General features: G+C 67.8%; 11 protein-coding genes. 7 read left to right on the forward strand and 4 right to left on the reverse strand.

All coding sequences use genetic code 11. The features are described 5' to 3' along the window. The first annotated feature begins 683 nt into the window (after positions 1–683). Entirely contained in the window at positions 684–1,700 is a 1,017-nt protein-coding gene (locus tag TSB10GB4_RS19020; RefSeq protein WP_186387321.1) for a TIM44-like domain-containing protein, read from the forward strand. A gap of 366 nt (positions 1,701–2,066) precedes the next feature. Then, a complete protein-coding gene (locus TSB10GB4_RS19025) occupies positions 2,067–3,830 on the forward strand; it encodes a methyl-accepting chemotaxis protein (RefSeq protein WP_208984880.1) in 1,764 nt (587 codons plus the stop codon). 93 nt (positions 3,831–3,923) lie between these two features. Here the strand turns inward: TSB10GB4_RS19025 and TSB10GB4_RS19030 are convergent, their stop codons facing one another. Next, entirely contained in the window at positions 3,924–5,063 is a 1,140-nt protein-coding gene (locus tag TSB10GB4_RS19030) for an endonuclease/exonuclease/phosphatase family protein (protein ID WP_186397045.1), read from the reverse strand. A gap of 206 nt (positions 5,064–5,269) precedes the next feature. On the opposite strand from TSB10GB4_RS19030, the gene TSB10GB4_RS19035 reads away from it, so the two are divergent. After that, the gene (locus TSB10GB4_RS19035; protein WP_186387320.1) at positions 5,270–5,602 is read left to right on the forward strand and encodes a hypothetical protein; all 333 of its coding nucleotides are present in this window, start codon (positions 5,270–5,272) and stop codon (positions 5,600–5,602) included. Between the two features lie 97 nt (positions 5,603–5,699). Here the strand turns inward: TSB10GB4_RS19035 and TSB10GB4_RS19040 are convergent, their stop codons facing one another. Both TSB10GB4_RS19040 and TSB10GB4_RS19045 read right to left on the reverse strand, forming a co-directional pair. After that, entirely contained in the window at positions 5,700–6,623 is a 924-nt protein-coding gene (locus TSB10GB4_RS19040) for an alpha/beta hydrolase (protein ID WP_244570966.1), read from the reverse strand. 51 nt (positions 6,624–6,674) lie between these two features. Beyond that, positions 6,675–7,439 carry a HugZ family protein gene (locus TSB10GB4_RS19045; RefSeq protein ID WP_186397046.1) on the reverse strand — a complete coding sequence of 255 codons (765 nt, stop codon included), beginning with the start codon at positions 7,437–7,439 and terminating at the stop codon, positions 6,675–6,677. Between the two features lie 197 nt (positions 7,440–7,636). On the opposite strand from TSB10GB4_RS19045, the gene TSB10GB4_RS23700 reads away from it, so the two are divergent. The 3 genes from TSB10GB4_RS23700 (at position 7,637) to TSB10GB4_RS19060 (ending at position 10,260) form a co-directional block, all read left to right on the forward strand. Beyond that, positions 7,637–8,176, forward strand: a complete 540-nt coding sequence (locus TSB10GB4_RS23700) for a BA14K family protein (RefSeq protein WP_208984881.1) — start codon at positions 7,637–7,639, stop codon at positions 8,174–8,176. Positions 8,177–8,309: 133 nt separating this feature from the next. After that, the gene (locus TSB10GB4_RS19055) at positions 8,310–8,831 is read left to right on the forward strand and encodes a BA14K family protein (RefSeq protein WP_208984882.1); all 522 of its coding nucleotides are present in this window, start codon (positions 8,310–8,312) and stop codon (positions 8,829–8,831) included. A 172-nt stretch (positions 8,832–9,003) separates the two neighbouring features. Beyond that, positions 9,004–10,260: an amidase gene (locus TSB10GB4_RS19060; protein WP_186397047.1), complete on the forward strand. Its 1,257-nt coding sequence runs from the start codon at positions 9,004–9,006 to the stop codon at positions 10,258–10,260. A 104-nt stretch (positions 10,261–10,364) separates the two neighbouring features. On the opposite strand, the gene TSB10GB4_RS19065 is transcribed toward TSB10GB4_RS19060, so the two are convergent. Further along, positions 10,365–11,453, reverse strand: coding sequence for a DUF2336 domain-containing protein (locus TSB10GB4_RS19065; protein WP_186397048.1), 1,089 nt, complete (start codon positions 11,451–11,453; stop codon positions 10,365–10,367). A 1,067-nt stretch (positions 11,454–12,520) separates the two neighbouring features. On the opposite strand from TSB10GB4_RS19065, the gene TSB10GB4_RS19070 reads away from it, so the two are divergent. Then, positions 12,521–14,614: a mechanosensitive ion channel family protein gene (locus TSB10GB4_RS19070; protein WP_208984883.1), complete on the forward strand. Its 2,094-nt coding sequence runs from the start codon at positions 12,521–12,523 to the stop codon at positions 14,612–14,614. Positions 14,615–14,619 lie beyond the last annotated feature (5 nt).

The following is a 14,619-nucleotide window of genomic DNA, read 5'->3' on the forward strand; positions in this document are numbered from 1 at the left end:
GCGGCAGGGACCCTGATGACGACGGGCGAAAGCCCAACCCCGGTCCGGTCGCCTGCCACTGGTCTCCCGGCGGTTCAGGCCGGGAGACCGCCCAAACTCTACCACCTCTTCAGACGAACAACCCCGGGCAAGGCGGAGCCGCGACCCGGGGCCCATTCGTTGCCAGAGCACTGATGAGGACGCGCTGGCCGAGCCCCACTCTCCGGCTGTCGTCCCGGTTTCGGCGAAGCCGAAGACCGGGATCTAGCAACCCCGAACGGTTCGGCTCACGCCCCGGTGCTGCAGCATCCTCCCGGACGCAATCCTCTCCTTTCGTCTTCCCGGACGGCGCGTAGCGCCGAGCCGGGACCGGCGAGCCAAGGGCCTCGCGAAGGCACTCACGAACGAACCCACGACTGCCGTGCCTCCCCGATCCCGGATCGTCGGCCTTCGGCCTCGTCCGGGAAGACGCCAAGGAGGGGTATGTGCGTAAGGAACGGCGGAAACGACTCTCCGCCGGCCCCCCTCCGGTTGTCCTCCCGGACCGGCGCGCCGAGCATGGTTCTCCGGACGTCCCCCGGGGCCGCCCTTCATTTCTTGCGCACACAACGAGAACGGCCAGCCGTTTGCGCTGGCAATGCGCCCGCCGGACTCCCATATGACGGGCGTTGTTCTCGACCTGAGCCGATCGGAGGAAATCCCTGATGCAAGCTGCCGCCCGCCGGATGCGCAAGACGACAGCCGTTATTGCCCTTGGAATTGCCGCGCTTTTCGCCGCCGTCGACTTTGCCGAAGCCCGCCGCGCCGGCAGCGGCGGCTTCGGCAGCCGCGGTGCCCGCACCTTTTCCGCCCCCGCCCCGACCAACACCGCCCCCGGCACCGCCGCGCCGATGCAGCGCACGATGACGCCGCAGCCGGCGCAGGGCCAGCAGGCAGTGCCGGGCGGCGCCCGCCAGCCGCAGGCGGCCCAGCCCTCGCGCGGCCTCTTCGGCGGCATGGGCGGCGCCCTGCTCGGCGGCCTTCTCATGGGCGGCCTGATCGGCATGCTCTTCGGCGGCGGCCTCGGCGGGTTTGCCGGCTTCCTCGGCCTTCTCCTGCAGGTGGCGCTGATCGGCTTTCTCGTCGTCCTGGCGATGCGCTTCTTCGGCGCGCGGCGCGAGCAGCCCGCAGCCGCGGCGGCCGGTGGCGCCCGCCCGAATTTCGGCGGCCATGCCGGGGACACCACCCGCACCCCGTTCAGCTTCGGCGGCATGGGGAGCACCGGCATGGGCAGCGGCACGGCCACCCCGGTCCAGGCTTCTGTCATGGAAACGCCGCTCGATCTGGAGGAGGCCGACTTCGACCGCTTCGAGCAGATGCTGGCCGACGTGCAGGACGCCTATGGCCGCGAGGACTACGCCGCGCTCCGCCGTCTGGCGACGCCCGAGGCGATGTCCTTCCTCGCCGAGGAACTGGGCGAACTCGCCTCTGCCGGCAAGCGCAATGCCGTCTCGGACGTGAAGCTGCTGCAGGGCGACCTCTCGGAGGCCTGGAGCGAGGGTGACGACGACTACGCGACCGTCGCCATGCGCTTTTCCGCCCTCGACGCCATCCTCGACCGCAATTCCGGCCGCGTCCTCTCGGGCAGCCTGGAAGAACCGCAGGAAAGCACCGAACTTTGGACCTTCCGCCGCCAGAAGGGCGGCGACTGGGTGCTCGCGGCCATCCAGGGCACCGAGTAAGCCTCTCCGGCCGCTCCGCGCGTCCTTTGAAACCGCCCCAGCCGGGGCGGTTTTTTTGCGACCGCCGCGCGATATAAGCTTTTTCTAATATATATCCGAATTGAGATGGCGCTTATCACCGATGATTCCATAAGGGAAAATACAAATACATTGATTTTGAGGAAAAAAGACTTAGGCAATTTTTACGATGCAACCAACTGAACTAAAAAATATTTTCAAATTGTTTATATGCAACTTCAGGTTATTTTATGTTTTTGTTAATTGGCGATGAGGATCATGAGGCGCACGGAAACCTGCATCAGTGTCGAAGCTGCAACCTTGACGATTGACGACTTGACGCCGATTCTCAACACAAGGTTTTGAAAAATGATCTCTTCGCGCCACCGAACCAGCCGCCTGCGCTCAATCGCCGCGAAAATTCTCGGCCTCGTCGCGTTCCTCGGGGCAATGATGCTCGTCATTGCCGCAACCGGTCTCCTGCAAATGCAGAAGATCGGCGAGGAACTGACGGAGATTGCCGAGGAGACCATTCCCCTGACGGTGAACGTCACCAATGTCACCCTGCACCAGATGGAGCAGGCGCTGCTGCTGGAACGGCTGCTGAGGGCCGCCGATCTGAAGGCGTCCGAGGCCACCGGCACGATCGCCGACCTGACAGCCGGCCTGACGAGGCTGGCTGCGACCGTCCAGGCGGAGATCCTCCAGGCGGAAGACCTGGCCGAGCACGGCATCAAGCTCGCGACGACGCCGGAGCACCGGCTGAAATACGAGGCCGTGCTGGCGCAGTTGAAGCGCATCGAGACGGAACACCAGACCTACGACCGGCACATCCGCGAGGTCATCGACCGGATCGGCGCCGGGGACATCGCCAGGGCCTCGACTGTCGCGGTGGAACTGGAGCGCGAGCAGCAGGCGCTGAACGCGGAACTGGCGGCGCTGACCGCGGATCTCAACAGGTTCACCGAGGACTCCGCCCGCGAGGCCAAGGCGCACGAGCTGCACGGGCTGAAGATCATGGCGACCGTGTCGCTCTTCGCCCTGACGGCGGGGCTCGCCATCGCCCTGCTGCTCTCGATCTTCGGCATCAGCCGGCCGCTGCGCGCCGTCGTTCATGCGCTCAACCGGCTGGCGCAGGACGACACCAGCGTGCAGATCGCCGTGCGCAGCCGCGACGAGATCGGCGAACTCGCCGTGGCGTTCGAGTCCTTCCGCGAGAAGACCATCGAGATCCGGCGCCTGCAGGAGCAGGCGAGGGAAGAGGAAGAGCGCATCGAGCACGAGAAGCGCGCGGCAACGCTCCGCCTTGCCGACAGTCTCGAGACCACGGTCAAGGGCGTTTCCGACAGTATCGCAACCGTCGTGAAGGAGCTGGAAGCCACAGCGCAGATGCTGGCGAAGAACGCCAACGAGACCTCGGGCACCGCCAACACGGTCGCGGCCGCCGTCGAGGAATCGAGCCGCGGCGTCCAGACCGTCGCCTCGGCGGCCGAAGAGCTCTCCGCCTCCATCGGCGAGATCAGCCGCCAGGTGACCGCCGCCCTCGGCGCCGCCGGCACCACCTCCGAGAATGCCCGCAGCTCCAGCCAGACGGTCGGCGCGCTCTCCGCCTCCGCCCGCAAGATCGACGCGGTGGTCAAGCTCATCAACGACATCGCCGAACAGACCAACCTGCTCGCCCTCAACGCCACCATCGAGGCGGCGCGGGCCGGCGAGGCCGGCAGGGGTTTTGCCGTGGTCGCCGGCGAGGTCAAGGCGCTGGCCAACCAGACCGGACGGGCGACCGAGGACATCAGCCGCCAGGTCGGCGACATGCAGTCGGGCGCCGCCCTCACCTCCTCCGCCATCGAGGCGGTGGTCGCCGCCATCGGCCAGATCAACGGCCAGATCTCGGCCATCGCCTCGGCGATCGAGGAGCAGAACGCGGTGACCGCCGAAATCGCCCGCAATGTCCACGAGGTGGCACAGGGCAGCGACGAGATCACCCGCAGCATCACCACCGTGCGCGAAAGCGCCATGGACTCAAGCTCCAGCGCCCGCCAGGTGCTGTCCACCGTCGGCGTGCTGTCGCAGCAGTCGAACACCCTGCAGCACGAGTTGGCGACCTTCCTGGCCAACATCCGGGCGGCCTGACGGCCGCCCCGCCTCCGCAACATCCGGGCGGCCTGACGGCCGCCCCGCCTCCGCAACATCCGGGCGGCCGTCAGGCCGCCCGGTTCGCGCCGGTCAGGCGGAGGGGCGGGTTTCCTCCCGCCGGTCGAACACCATCGACACCGGCTTGTGATCGCTGGTCATCGCATAGGCCGGGCGCGGGCCGGTCACCGCATGGTGCAGCGCATGCTCGACCAGGCCGCCGCCCTGCCTTGCCCGATAGGCGAAGGGCGTCACCTGGCGATTGCCGGTGAAGCTCTGGCTGAACAGGATGTGGTCGAGCAGAATATGCGGGCTGCGGCCCGGATCGAGCGCATCGCGGAAGAACACCGACCAGCGCTCGTCCTCCGGCGCGTCGAACAGCGCATGGTTGAGGAAGCGCCGCGCGAAGAAGATCTCGCCCTGCAGCGTGCTGATCAGGTCGTGGTAGAGGAAGCGCCGCTCGATGCGCTCCTTGCCCGGCCCGTCGTTCAGATCGCCGGCGACGATGATCGGCGCGCTCGCATCCGCCTCGAAGCGCGCGTCGATATAGTGGCGGATGTCGGCGCATTCGGTGGTGATCTTGGTCCGTGCCTTGATCAGCTCCGCCACCAACTGCGGATTGTTGGCGAAGAAGGCCGCGTCCGACACGTCGCCCGTGCCGCGCACCTGGGTGTATTTGCTCTTCAGATGCGCCCCGATGATCTCGAAACGATGGCCATCGATCGCCGCCAGCAGAACCTGCGGATGGCGCCAGTGCATATGATTGCCGTCGATGTCGAACTGCAGGCTGCCGCCGACATATTTCGGGAAGGACACCTGCCAGCGGCCGCCCCGGTGCTCGCCCCCGGATGCCGCGTCGGTGAGGGCCCGCCAGCGGTCGAGATGCAGCAGATCCGCCTCGATCGGCGCGCCCCGGCGAACCAGGAACCACAGCCACTGCCGGCCGGTCGCCGCGTCGGTGCCCTGCATGCCGTAGTCGCGCCGTTCGCTCGACCCGCGCGTCACCAGCCGGTATCCGGGCGCCACCTGCTCGAAGAAGCCGCGCGCCCGGTCCTCCCCGTTCGGCCCTTCTCCCACCAGCAGGATGTCCGGATCGATCCGAGCGATCTCCTCGGCAATCGCCTCCCGCCGCGCCTCGGCCCGCTGTCGCTTCGTGGCAGTGCCATCGGCCAGCGCGTCGATCAGCTTGTCGGCATGTTCGATGTTCCAGCAGGTGAACTTGAAGCTCAGCATGACCACGCCTCCCCGCGCCGCGACTGCAACCGCTGAGCGCAGTCTCGCGCCGTCTCGCGCCAAGTCAACCCCTGCCCGCCCCGACCTCCGCCGTCGGCGGCCGATGCCGCGCCGGGCGGAAAAATTATCCGCTTTTCAAGGGAAACAGCCCGGCTGTATCGTCTTGCGCCGGCAATGGAGCCGCGCTTGACCCTGGGGCTAGTCGTATGACCGCAAAAACAATTCTGGCCGCCGTGACCCTGCTGCTGGTCACCGCCGGCACCGCTGCGGCGACCGAGTGGAAGTTCGATCTGGAAAACCGCTCGGCCGCCAATGTCACCTCGTTCCGCACCCAGGAAAACGGCGTGTGGAGCGACAACTGGCTCGACGAGATCATCCTGCCGGGCGACACGTTCGAGATGGACTTCGGCACCAATGAGGGCGAGTGCACCGTGCGCACCCGCATCGACTTCACCGACGGCACCTATGTCGACGCCAATATCGACTATTGCAACATGACGACGATCACCGTCCGCAACAAGGACGTGGTCTGGAAGTAGCCGCACCGATCGCGGAAGCCGATGGCAGCGGGCCGTCCCACCGGGCGGCCCGCATCCGGTTGCGGCAACAGCACCACGCCGCCGCCACCGCGCTCCCCTACCTGCCCGCCGCCGCGAACATCCAGTTGAGCACCAGCCGCCAGTCGGTCATGCGGATCGGCGTGCCGTGGGTGCCGGTCTCGAACAGCACGAAGCGCGCCGGATAGTCGGACTTGCGCGCCTTCAGCCGCTCGTAGAAGGCGGCCTGCCGCTTCCAGTTATAGACCTCGTCCCAGCTCCCATGGCCGAAATAGATCGGCAGCCGCCCGGAGCGGAACGTGCCGCTCGACAGGAAATCCTCGTCCCAGGTCGAGCCCATCAGCAGCATGCCGCCCATCATCGCCGCCGCGCCGCTGTCGCGCGCCAGCCGCCAGCACAGGAAGCCGCCCATCGAGCCGCAGGCGACATAGACCCGCGCCTGCGGCGCCTGGCTCACATAGTGCTGCATCAATGCCTTGACGTCGCCCGCCCCGCGCGCGTCGAAATCCTTGACGTCCAGCGTCATGTAGAGGCCGGAATTGCGCACCATCAGGTTCTTGATGCGGTTGAAATTGCCGCCGAAGCTGACGTCGTTCATGCCCTGGAAGCGGTTGCCGCCCTGGCCGTGCACATAGATGACGATCGCCCTGGCGCCGCGCGGCTCGCCGACCCGCATATAGGTGATCGTCCGCCCGCCGGCCGTCAGCTTCAGGTCCTTCTGCGAGCTGCTCGGCCGCATCGAGACATATTCGCCGAAGACCTCGCGCTCCCATTCCTTGTCGCGCTGGTGGATGTCGCGGCGCTTGTCGTAGTCGACGATGACGAAGGCATCGTCCGCCTTGCCGGCCAGCAATCCCGGATAGGCGAACAGCCGGTCCTTGAACGGCTCCAGTTGATAGGCCGCGGCCGGGCTTGCGCCCACCAGCGTCAGCAGGAGCAACAGAGCGGCGACGACGCGCGGCGGCAGGGTCGGGGTGCGGGTCGCGATCATAGGCACGGTCACGGTGCAGGCTCTCTCCTCGGCAGTCGGCCGGCGCTTCGGCCCGGTTCCGGATCATTCACCAGCCCTGGCCCGTTTCGCAAGGGCGACCAGGCGCGGGCGCAGCTCGCCCGCGCTTTCCAGCGGCGGATCGAAGTCGAGCCGCGCCACCCTGTCGCCGTCGACGAGATCGAGCCCCGCCGGATCGAGCGAGGACAGGCGCCAGGGGCCGGGCCGCGCCTTCGCCAGCGTCTGCGCGTAGAGCCGAACCGCGTCGAGATGATCCTGGTTCATGTGCTCGACCGCCCCTGCCTCGGCGGCGGCAAGCTCCGCCAGGACCTCTCCCGACAGCAGCAGGTCCTCCGCCGTCAGGTGATAGGCCTTGCCGAAACCGCCATTGAGGCTCGCGCGCTCGGGGACGATGCGGAAGAAGGCGAAATCGGCGAAGTCGACATAGAGCTTCGCCTTGGGATGGCGCAGCAGATAGCGCCGCCGGGCCGCCTCGTGCCCCGGATCGGCCGGGTCGATTCGTTCCGCGCGGGCAACGATGGTCAGACGCGGATGCGCCAGCGGATCGCCCTTGCCGGGCTCTCCGACCAGCAGCGAACAGCGCGGATCGCCGAGGATCGCGCCCGTGTGCTGCGACAGCCGCGAGACCAGCATCACCGGCGTGCCGTCGATTTCGGTGGCAAGGCCGACGCGCGAGACGAAGGGCATGCCGTCTTGCGGGTCGAGCACGCCGAGCGCGCCGTAGCGCGCCAGCCGCATCAGCCGGCGCGACAGCAGACGCGCCTCGTCGTCGGTGGGCCGGATCACCTCCGGCCGGTCGTCTTCAGCCATGACGGAGCTCTGCTCGTTCGGGATCGAAGGGTGGGGCGAACTGGCTGGCGCGGCAGCGCGTGGCTGCCGGTGTTTTGCCCGCGCCGCGGCCGGAAAGCAATGGCCGGCGACGGCCGGGCCGGGCCTCCGGGCCTTGCTGTCGCCACATTGCGAGCAATGCTTGCAAGGAAAAGAGGTCTTTGCAAGGGAGGCCTGCCATGGCCGCAAACACCGACCACCGCGCAGAACGACTGATCTCCTGGGCCGTCAGGGGCGTCCTCGTCGCCGTGCTCGCGCTCGCCGTCGACATCACCGCGCCGCGCCCCGCCGCCGCCGAGACCGTGATCCCCGTCGGCAGCCATGCCGGCCAGCACCGGGGTGGCCAATATCGGGGCGGCCAATATCGGGGCGGCCGGCATTGGGGCGGCCACCGCACGCATCGCCACTATCGGCCGCAGCGGCATTACCGGGTCCAGCGCCACTATCGACCCTATCGCGACGACTGGAACTACCGCTATGGCGGCAGCGGCGTCTATTTCGGTGGCGGCGCTGCGACGGTGTTCGGCCTTGCCGCCGGCGCCATCCTCGGCCAGGCACTGGTGGCCCCCCAATATGTCGCTCCGCCCCGTGCCGTCCGCGGCGCCTACGCTCCCTGGACGCCGCAGTGGTACGCCTATTGCACGCGCAAATATCGCAGTTTCAACCCCAACACCGGCTACTATCTCGCCTATTCGGGCCGCTATCGCTTCTGCCGCTGAGCGGCGGTGTGCGGCCCCTGGCGGCAGCCTGCGAAACCTGAACGCCAGATGAACGGGCGTCTCAGTCGACGTTCAAGCGCCGGGTGGCACTGTCGCCCCATGAACACTTAAAGCCACTGGAAGGAACGACCCCATGGCCCTGAAGCAACTCTCTGCCCGCGCTCTTGCCGTTGCGCTTGCCGGCGCCCTGCTGGTGCCGACGCTCGCCCCTTCCGCCGAGGCCCGCGACGGCCGCAACGGCTGGGGCAATCGTGGCGGCAACCAGCATCACCGGGTCTACCGGCCGCACCGCCCGGGTCCGGACTATCGCCATCATCGCGGCAACCGCGGCAACGATGTCGGCGCGGCCGTTGCTGCCGGCGTGATCGGCCTTGCCGCCGGCGCGATCCTCGGATCGGCGCTCAGCGCGCCGCAGCCGGTCTATGAGCCGGAATACATCTACCGCGATCCGCTGCCCCCGCGCGGCACCGTCTATTTCGACCCGGCCGACCGCAGCAATCCCTACACCCCGGCCCCGCCGGTGGTGGTGACCCGCGGCACCCTGCAGCCCTATACCCCGGAATGGTATTCCTATTGCGCGGCCAAGTACCGGAGCTTCAATCCGAACACCGGCACCTACACGACCTATCAGGGCCAGCAGCGCTTCTGCCAGTAACGGCGCAAGCCCGCTGACGGCCCCCTCCCCGAACGGCCCGGCTCCTCCCGCCGGGCCGTTTCGCGTTTGCCGCGCTTCCCGGCTTGCGGCAGCCGCAGCGTGTATCCACCTGAAAACACTTGCGGCCCGGCCGTATGTGGTGATGATCGTCCCCCGCTGAGCGGAGGAAACCATGCTGTCTGCCCTTGATCTTGCCCGGTCGCTGGATGCCGGGACGCTGACCATCGATGCGCTGTACGACGAGATCGCCGCGCGCATCGCCGGGCAGGAAGCGGTGGTCCAGGCCTTCGTCCAACACGACCTGCAGGCCGCCCGCCGCGCCGCCCATGCCGCCCACGGCCCGCTGATGGGCCTGCCGCTCGCCGTGAAGGACAATATCGACACGGCCGGCTTCCCGACCAGCTACGGCTCGCCGATCCATGCCGGCCATCGTCCGGCGGTCGACGCGGTCATCGTCGCGCTGGCGAAGCGTGCCGGCGCCGCGATCCTCGGCAAGACCGTCACCACCGAATTCGCCTTCTTCCAGCCCGGCCCGACCCGCAACCCGCACAATCCCGAGCACACGCCGGGAGGTTCCTCCTCCGGCTCCGCCGCCGGCGTTGCCGCCGGCTTCTTCCCGCTGGCTCTCGGCACCCAGACCGGCGGCTCGGTGGTGCGGCCGGCCTCCTTCTGCGGCGTCGCCGGTTTCAAGCCGTCCTTCGGCCATCTACCGACCGTCGGCCTGAAATATTTCTCCTGGACGCTGGACACGCTCGGCCTGTTCGGCAAGGGCATCGCCGACGTCGCCTTCGCCGGCAGCGTGCTGTCGGCGCGTGACTGGCGGGTGGATGCGATGGTGTCGCTGCCGCCGCGCATCGGCGTCGTCGATCCGCAGCCCTGGGCCCAGGCCGACGACGACATGCAGGGAGCGCTCGATACCGCCATCGCCCGCGCCGGCCGCGCCGGTGCCGCCGTCTCCCGCGTGTCGCTGCCGCCGGTCTTCCGCGAGGCCTTCGCCGCCCACCAGACCATCCAGGATTTCGAGGCGACCCGCGCCCTCGCCGCCGAGGTCGACGCGGCGCCCGACCTGATCAGCCCGATCCTGACGAAGGCGCTGGAAGACGGCGCGGCCATCGCGCCGGCCGCCTATGACGCGGCCCTGGAGGTCGCGCGGCAGGCCCGCCATGCCTTCGCCGAGGTGATCACCCAGGTCGACGTGCTGATGATGCCCTCCGCGCCGGGCGCGGCCCCGGCCGGGCTCGCCTCCACCGGCTCTTCCGTCTTCAACCGGCTCTGGACGCTGATGGGCGGGCCCAGCGTCAACGTGCCGGGCCTTGCGACGGCGGGCGGCCTGCCGCTCGGCATCCAGTTGATCGGGCTGCACGGCCGCGACCGGGCGACGCTGCTCGCCGCGCGCTGGCTGGAGGAGTGTCTGGCGAAGGGGGCCTGAGCCCCGCGCAGGGTTCGGGCCGGGCCGGGCCGGGTGACCGGGGCCAGGCCTGTCGAGGATAACCGATCCGGGGCAGACGGGCTGAAGCGGGGACAGGTCCGGGCTCAGCCCTGGCCGATCTCCACCGGCAGCTTCATCTTGCGGGCCATGGCGATGAACTCGCCGCGCGCCGCCTCCGGCGTCAGCGCCGCATAGCGGCGCACCGACTCGGTCGAGCTTGCCGACGACATCCGCATCTTCTTGGCGCGCATCCGCACGACCTTGCCATAGGCCTCGTCGGAGACGCCGGCGATGCGGGCCAGCACGAACAGCGGATGCTCGTCCTCGCGGGACAGCAGCGGCACCACGACGTTTTCCGGCCAGCCGACCCGGCCGGCCAGCACCTTGCCGAGGTCGAAGGCGCGGTCCTTGTCGGCAAAGGCGGCGACCGCCTGGTCGACGGGCACGGTGCCGGCGATCGCCCCCTCGATCAACTGCTCGACCTTCGACTTGGCGCCGCCGATCTCGCGCAGGCGGATCTCGATCTCGCGCGCGGAATGCTCGGCCATCGCCTTGGTCAGCACCGGATTGACGTTCTCCTCGCGCAATTGCTGCGCGAATTCGCGCGACAGCATCGGCACCAGTTTCGCCGCGATCGGCTCCGGCAGGTCAGGCCGGTGCGCCAGCGCACCCTGCAGATCGGCATCCTTGCGGGCGCGCGCGACCAGCAGCTCAAACGACCCCGTGTCGATCCTGGCGGTCTCGTTGCCGAGCAGCGCACACAGCACCGCGCTGTCACCCTTCTGAGCGAGCACCCGGCTCAGAACCGGCTTGATCCCCCGCCTTTCGCACAGCACCGCCAGATGCCGCGCCGACACCCCCCCACCGGCGACTTCAGCGAGTTCCTCGTCGTTGAGCAGCCCGCCGTCCTCCAGCACCGGCCGGGCGACGGCCAGTTCGCTGTCTTTCGCCAGCGCCTTCAACAGATCGCGCGGCGCCTCCGTCTCGGCGCGCATGCGCGAGGCCATCTGCTTGCGGACCGGGATGTCGAGTCGGTCGAGCACGCGCAGCACCACATCGCCAAACACCGGACTGACCCGGCTGCGCTCCTGGCTCTCCGCCCTGAGGAACAGCTCGGTCAGCGCCGAGATGAGTTCGCCGATGCTCTCCGGCGACCCCTGACGCGCCAGTTCCGTCAGATCCGCAGTTTTCATCCCAAGCCCTTCCAAATCTTTCACGCCAGAGCATAGACCGATCCAGTTTCTCTCCAGTTAACCCAGGTCGAACTCTGTAACTTCCGGTAGGGAATTGTTAGCTAAGGGCTTTTCGGGAGAGGAGCGGAGGCGGCGAGGCGATTTCCGCGATGCTGCAGTGCAGCATGGATTGTCTGGCGGTGCCGCGCAACCGGCCCCCTGTTCCGCCTGCCCCGCGCAAATGACCGGAGACGCGCCCGGCGAAACCGCGGCTCGCGCTCGCCATTCCTGACGAGGCCAACGCCGCGGCGATGTGGCTGCGACGCAACGCAGCATCTTTTTCGCTTTGCCGGCTGGCCACGGTAACTTATCCTTCACCCATCGAGAGACTGCGGGAGGCCACAACATGACACTTGTCCGCAACATCAATCTCTTGGCCGTGTGTGCGGCATTCGCCTTCGTCGGTGCCATCGTCATCGGCGTGTTCTGAGGCCGAGAGGCCCAGGCAGGGGCATGCAGGTCGAGGTTCGAGCCCTCCTCTGAGGGAGGGACGCAGGAGACATGCACTTTCCGGATTTGTAGAGCCGCGTATCAATTTTTGGCGATTTCGGAACGGAATTTTGCAAAATTCGTCGCAAAATTCACGCGCCCCCAACAAGCAATCCTGAGAGGCCGGATGCCGGGGACAACCGGCATCCCCTCGATTCTCGGCTGTTGTCGAGGATCCACCAGTTTCGACGCCCGGGCCTTGCCCCGGGCGTTTGCATGTAGGGTGCGCGCCGGCGGCCCCGCTTTGCCCGAAGCTCCTGCTTTTGCGCGAAAATCTCCGGTCTCCCGGTGTCTTGCGGAAAGGTTCTGTAAGTTTGCCCCGCTACAGTGGCGACTGGGTTGATGGCAAGCGCGCGGCACGGCAGCCGTGCCGCGGCGTTTGCGGGCAGCGGGGGACAGAGTCCATGAGCAAGGTGTCGCGACAGGTCGCAGGCGGCCACTGGACCAGAATTTTTGCGAGCGCGGTTGCAATCGCCGCAAGCGCGGGAACCGCAGCCGCCCAGAGCGCGACAGCCATGGAGATGGCTGCCGATAAGCCCTTGGTTCGACTTGGACTTGAGCTACGAGCGGCGCTTGCCGAGACGCTCGGCGCGGCCACCGCGATGCCTTCGATGATCTCCGCTGCCATTGCCGGCCGCGCCGGGGATAACCCCGACTGGCTGCTGGCGACGCTCGGCGTGCTCGCCGCTTCGCTCATTGTCGGCGGCTTCGCTCTTGCTGCCTGCGAGCGCTGGTTGTTCGCCCGGCTGCTGCCGGCCCGCCCGCCCGAGGCGACGCGGGCGGCCCGCATCAGCCGCCTGATCGCCCGCGCCGTCCTGATGGCGATCGCCGTCGCCGCCTTCTATGCCGCCGCCCTGGCCGCCGCCTTCCTCCTGGCCTCACATCACGCGGCGGGTCGGGTCACCCTGCTCATCGGCCTGCAGAGCTTTGGAATCCTTCTGCTTCTTCGCATCGTCCTGACCGCTGTCCTGTCGCCCGGCAACGCCGGCATACGGATGCTGGACCTCGACGAGGCCAGCGCCGTCAGCCTCTATCGCTGGCTGCTGGCGACCGGCGCGGTCGCCGCCCTCACCATTGCTCTGCACGAATGGCTGGATGCGATGGACCTCGATCCGGGCGGCCACCGGCTGCTGGCGATCCTCTCCGTCGGCGTCACCTGCCTGATGCTGTCGGGGGTGGCGGTGGCCCATCGCGGCGCCCTCGGCCGCCTCGTTGCCGGCCCCGACGCGGACGGGGACAATCGCGGCCGCCGGCTGCTGTCGCGCCTCTGGCTTCCCGTCCTTCTCCTCTATTTCGCTGTTGCCTTCGTCGTCTCCGCCGGCCGGCTTTTGCTGGAGCGCGAGGCCGCCATCGGCCTCGTCGCCGCGCCGGTTCTGGCCGGCCTGATCTGGGCCGCCGCCTATGGCGCGCTGGTGCTGGTCATCGACCGGCTGCTGCTGCCGCGCCTCGACAGTTCCACCCGGCAGGCGCGGCGCAGCGAGGATTTGGCAAGGGCGGAGGAAGCGGCCGGAGAGACGCCGGACCGCGAGGCGGTGCAGGCACAGGCCGCCGCCGAGGCGGTGGAGGCCGAGGGGAGGCGTTCGCCCTATCGCAACCTGCTCGACCACGGGGCGACGATCCTGTCGGCGGTCGTCGCCATCGGATACGTGCTGTCGCGCTGGGGGATAGATCCCCGCGACAAGAGTTCCATCGTCGGCAACCTCTTCGAAATCGGCGTCGTCATCTTCCTCGCCTATATGAGCTATCGGGCGGTGGAACTGACCATCGACCGCCAGCTTCACCGCGAGCGCGACCAGCCGGGCGAGCGCAGCGACGAGATCGAGATCGGCGGGCCCGGCGAGAGCCGGCTGTCGACCCTGCTGCCGATCTTCCGCCATTTCCTGCTGATCACCATCGTGGTGATCGGCGGCATGATCGTGCTGTCGCAACTCGGCATCGACATTGCCCCGCTCTTCGCCGGAGCCGGCGTCGTCGGCCTCGCCGTCGGCTTCGGCGCGCAGACGCTGATCCGCGACATCTTCTCCGGCGCCTTCTTCCTGATCGACGACGCCTTCCGCAGGGGCGAGTATATCGACATCGGTAACGTCAAGGGCACGGTCGAGAAGATCTCGATCCGCTCCATGCAACTGCGCCACCACAACGGACCGCTGAACACCGTTCCCTTCGGGGATATCAAGTATGTGAAGAACTTCTCGCGCGACTGGGCGGTGATGAAGCTGGCCTTCCGCATCACCTATGACACGGACGTCGAGAAAATGCGCAAGCTTATCAAAAAGTTCGGCCAAGACCTGATGGAGCACCCGGAGTACGGTCCAAAATTCCTTCAGCCGGTGAAGTCGCAGGGCGTCACGGCGCTGGAAGATTCGGCGATGATCGTGCGCGTCAAGTTCATGACCCGGCCGGGAGACCAGTTTGCCCTTCGCAAGGTCGTGTATTCCGGCATTCGTGACCTGTGCGAAGCCAACGGAATACATTTCGCCCACCGCGAGGTTACCGTGCGTGTGGCGCAGGACCCGGCCGACCCGCGCCATTTCACGGACGCCGAAAAACAGGCGATCGCCGGTGCCGTTCGCCCGTTGCTGGAACAGCCACCGGTGGCGGACCCGCTGGTGGAAGCCGCCGAAACCCGATAGGCCGG

Origin of the sequence: Stappia sp. TSB10GB4, from assembly GCF_900185745.1 — a bacterium.
GTDB lineage: Bacteria > Pseudomonadota > Alphaproteobacteria > Rhizobiales > Stappiaceae > Stappia.

Bases quoted from the DNA above. Each gene is read 5' to 3' on its own strand.
- TSB10GB4_RS19035 (WP_186387320.1), top strand. From the start codon at position 5,270: ATGACCGCAAAAACAATTCTGGCCGCCGTGACCCTGCTGCTGGTCACC.
- TSB10GB4_RS19020 (WP_186387321.1), top strand. From the start codon at position 684: ATGCAAGCTGCCGCCCGCCGGATGCGCAAGACGACAGCCGTTATTGCC.
- TSB10GB4_RS19060 (WP_186397047.1), top strand. From the start codon at position 9,004: ATGCTGTCTGCCCTTGATCTTGCCCGGTCGCTGGATGCCGGGACGCTG.
- TSB10GB4_RS19055 (WP_208984882.1), top strand. From the start codon at position 8,310: ATGGCCCTGAAGCAACTCTCTGCCCGCGCTCTTGCCGTTGCGCTTGCC.
- TSB10GB4_RS19045 (WP_186397046.1), bottom strand. From the start codon at position 7,439: ATGGCTGAAGACGACCGGCCGGAGGTGATCCGGCCCACCGACGACGAG.
- TSB10GB4_RS23700 (WP_208984881.1), top strand. From the start codon at position 7,637: ATGGCCGCAAACACCGACCACCGCGCAGAACGACTGATCTCCTGGGCC.
- TSB10GB4_RS19025 (WP_208984880.1), top strand. From the start codon at position 2,067: ATGATCTCTTCGCGCCACCGAACCAGCCGCCTGCGCTCAATCGCCGCG.
- TSB10GB4_RS19065 (WP_186397048.1), bottom strand. From the start codon at position 11,453: ATGAAAACTGCGGATCTGACGGAACTGGCGCGTCAGGGGTCGCCGGAG.
- TSB10GB4_RS19030 (WP_186397045.1), bottom strand. From the start codon at position 5,063: ATGCTGAGCTTCAAGTTCACCTGCTGGAACATCGAACATGCCGACAAG.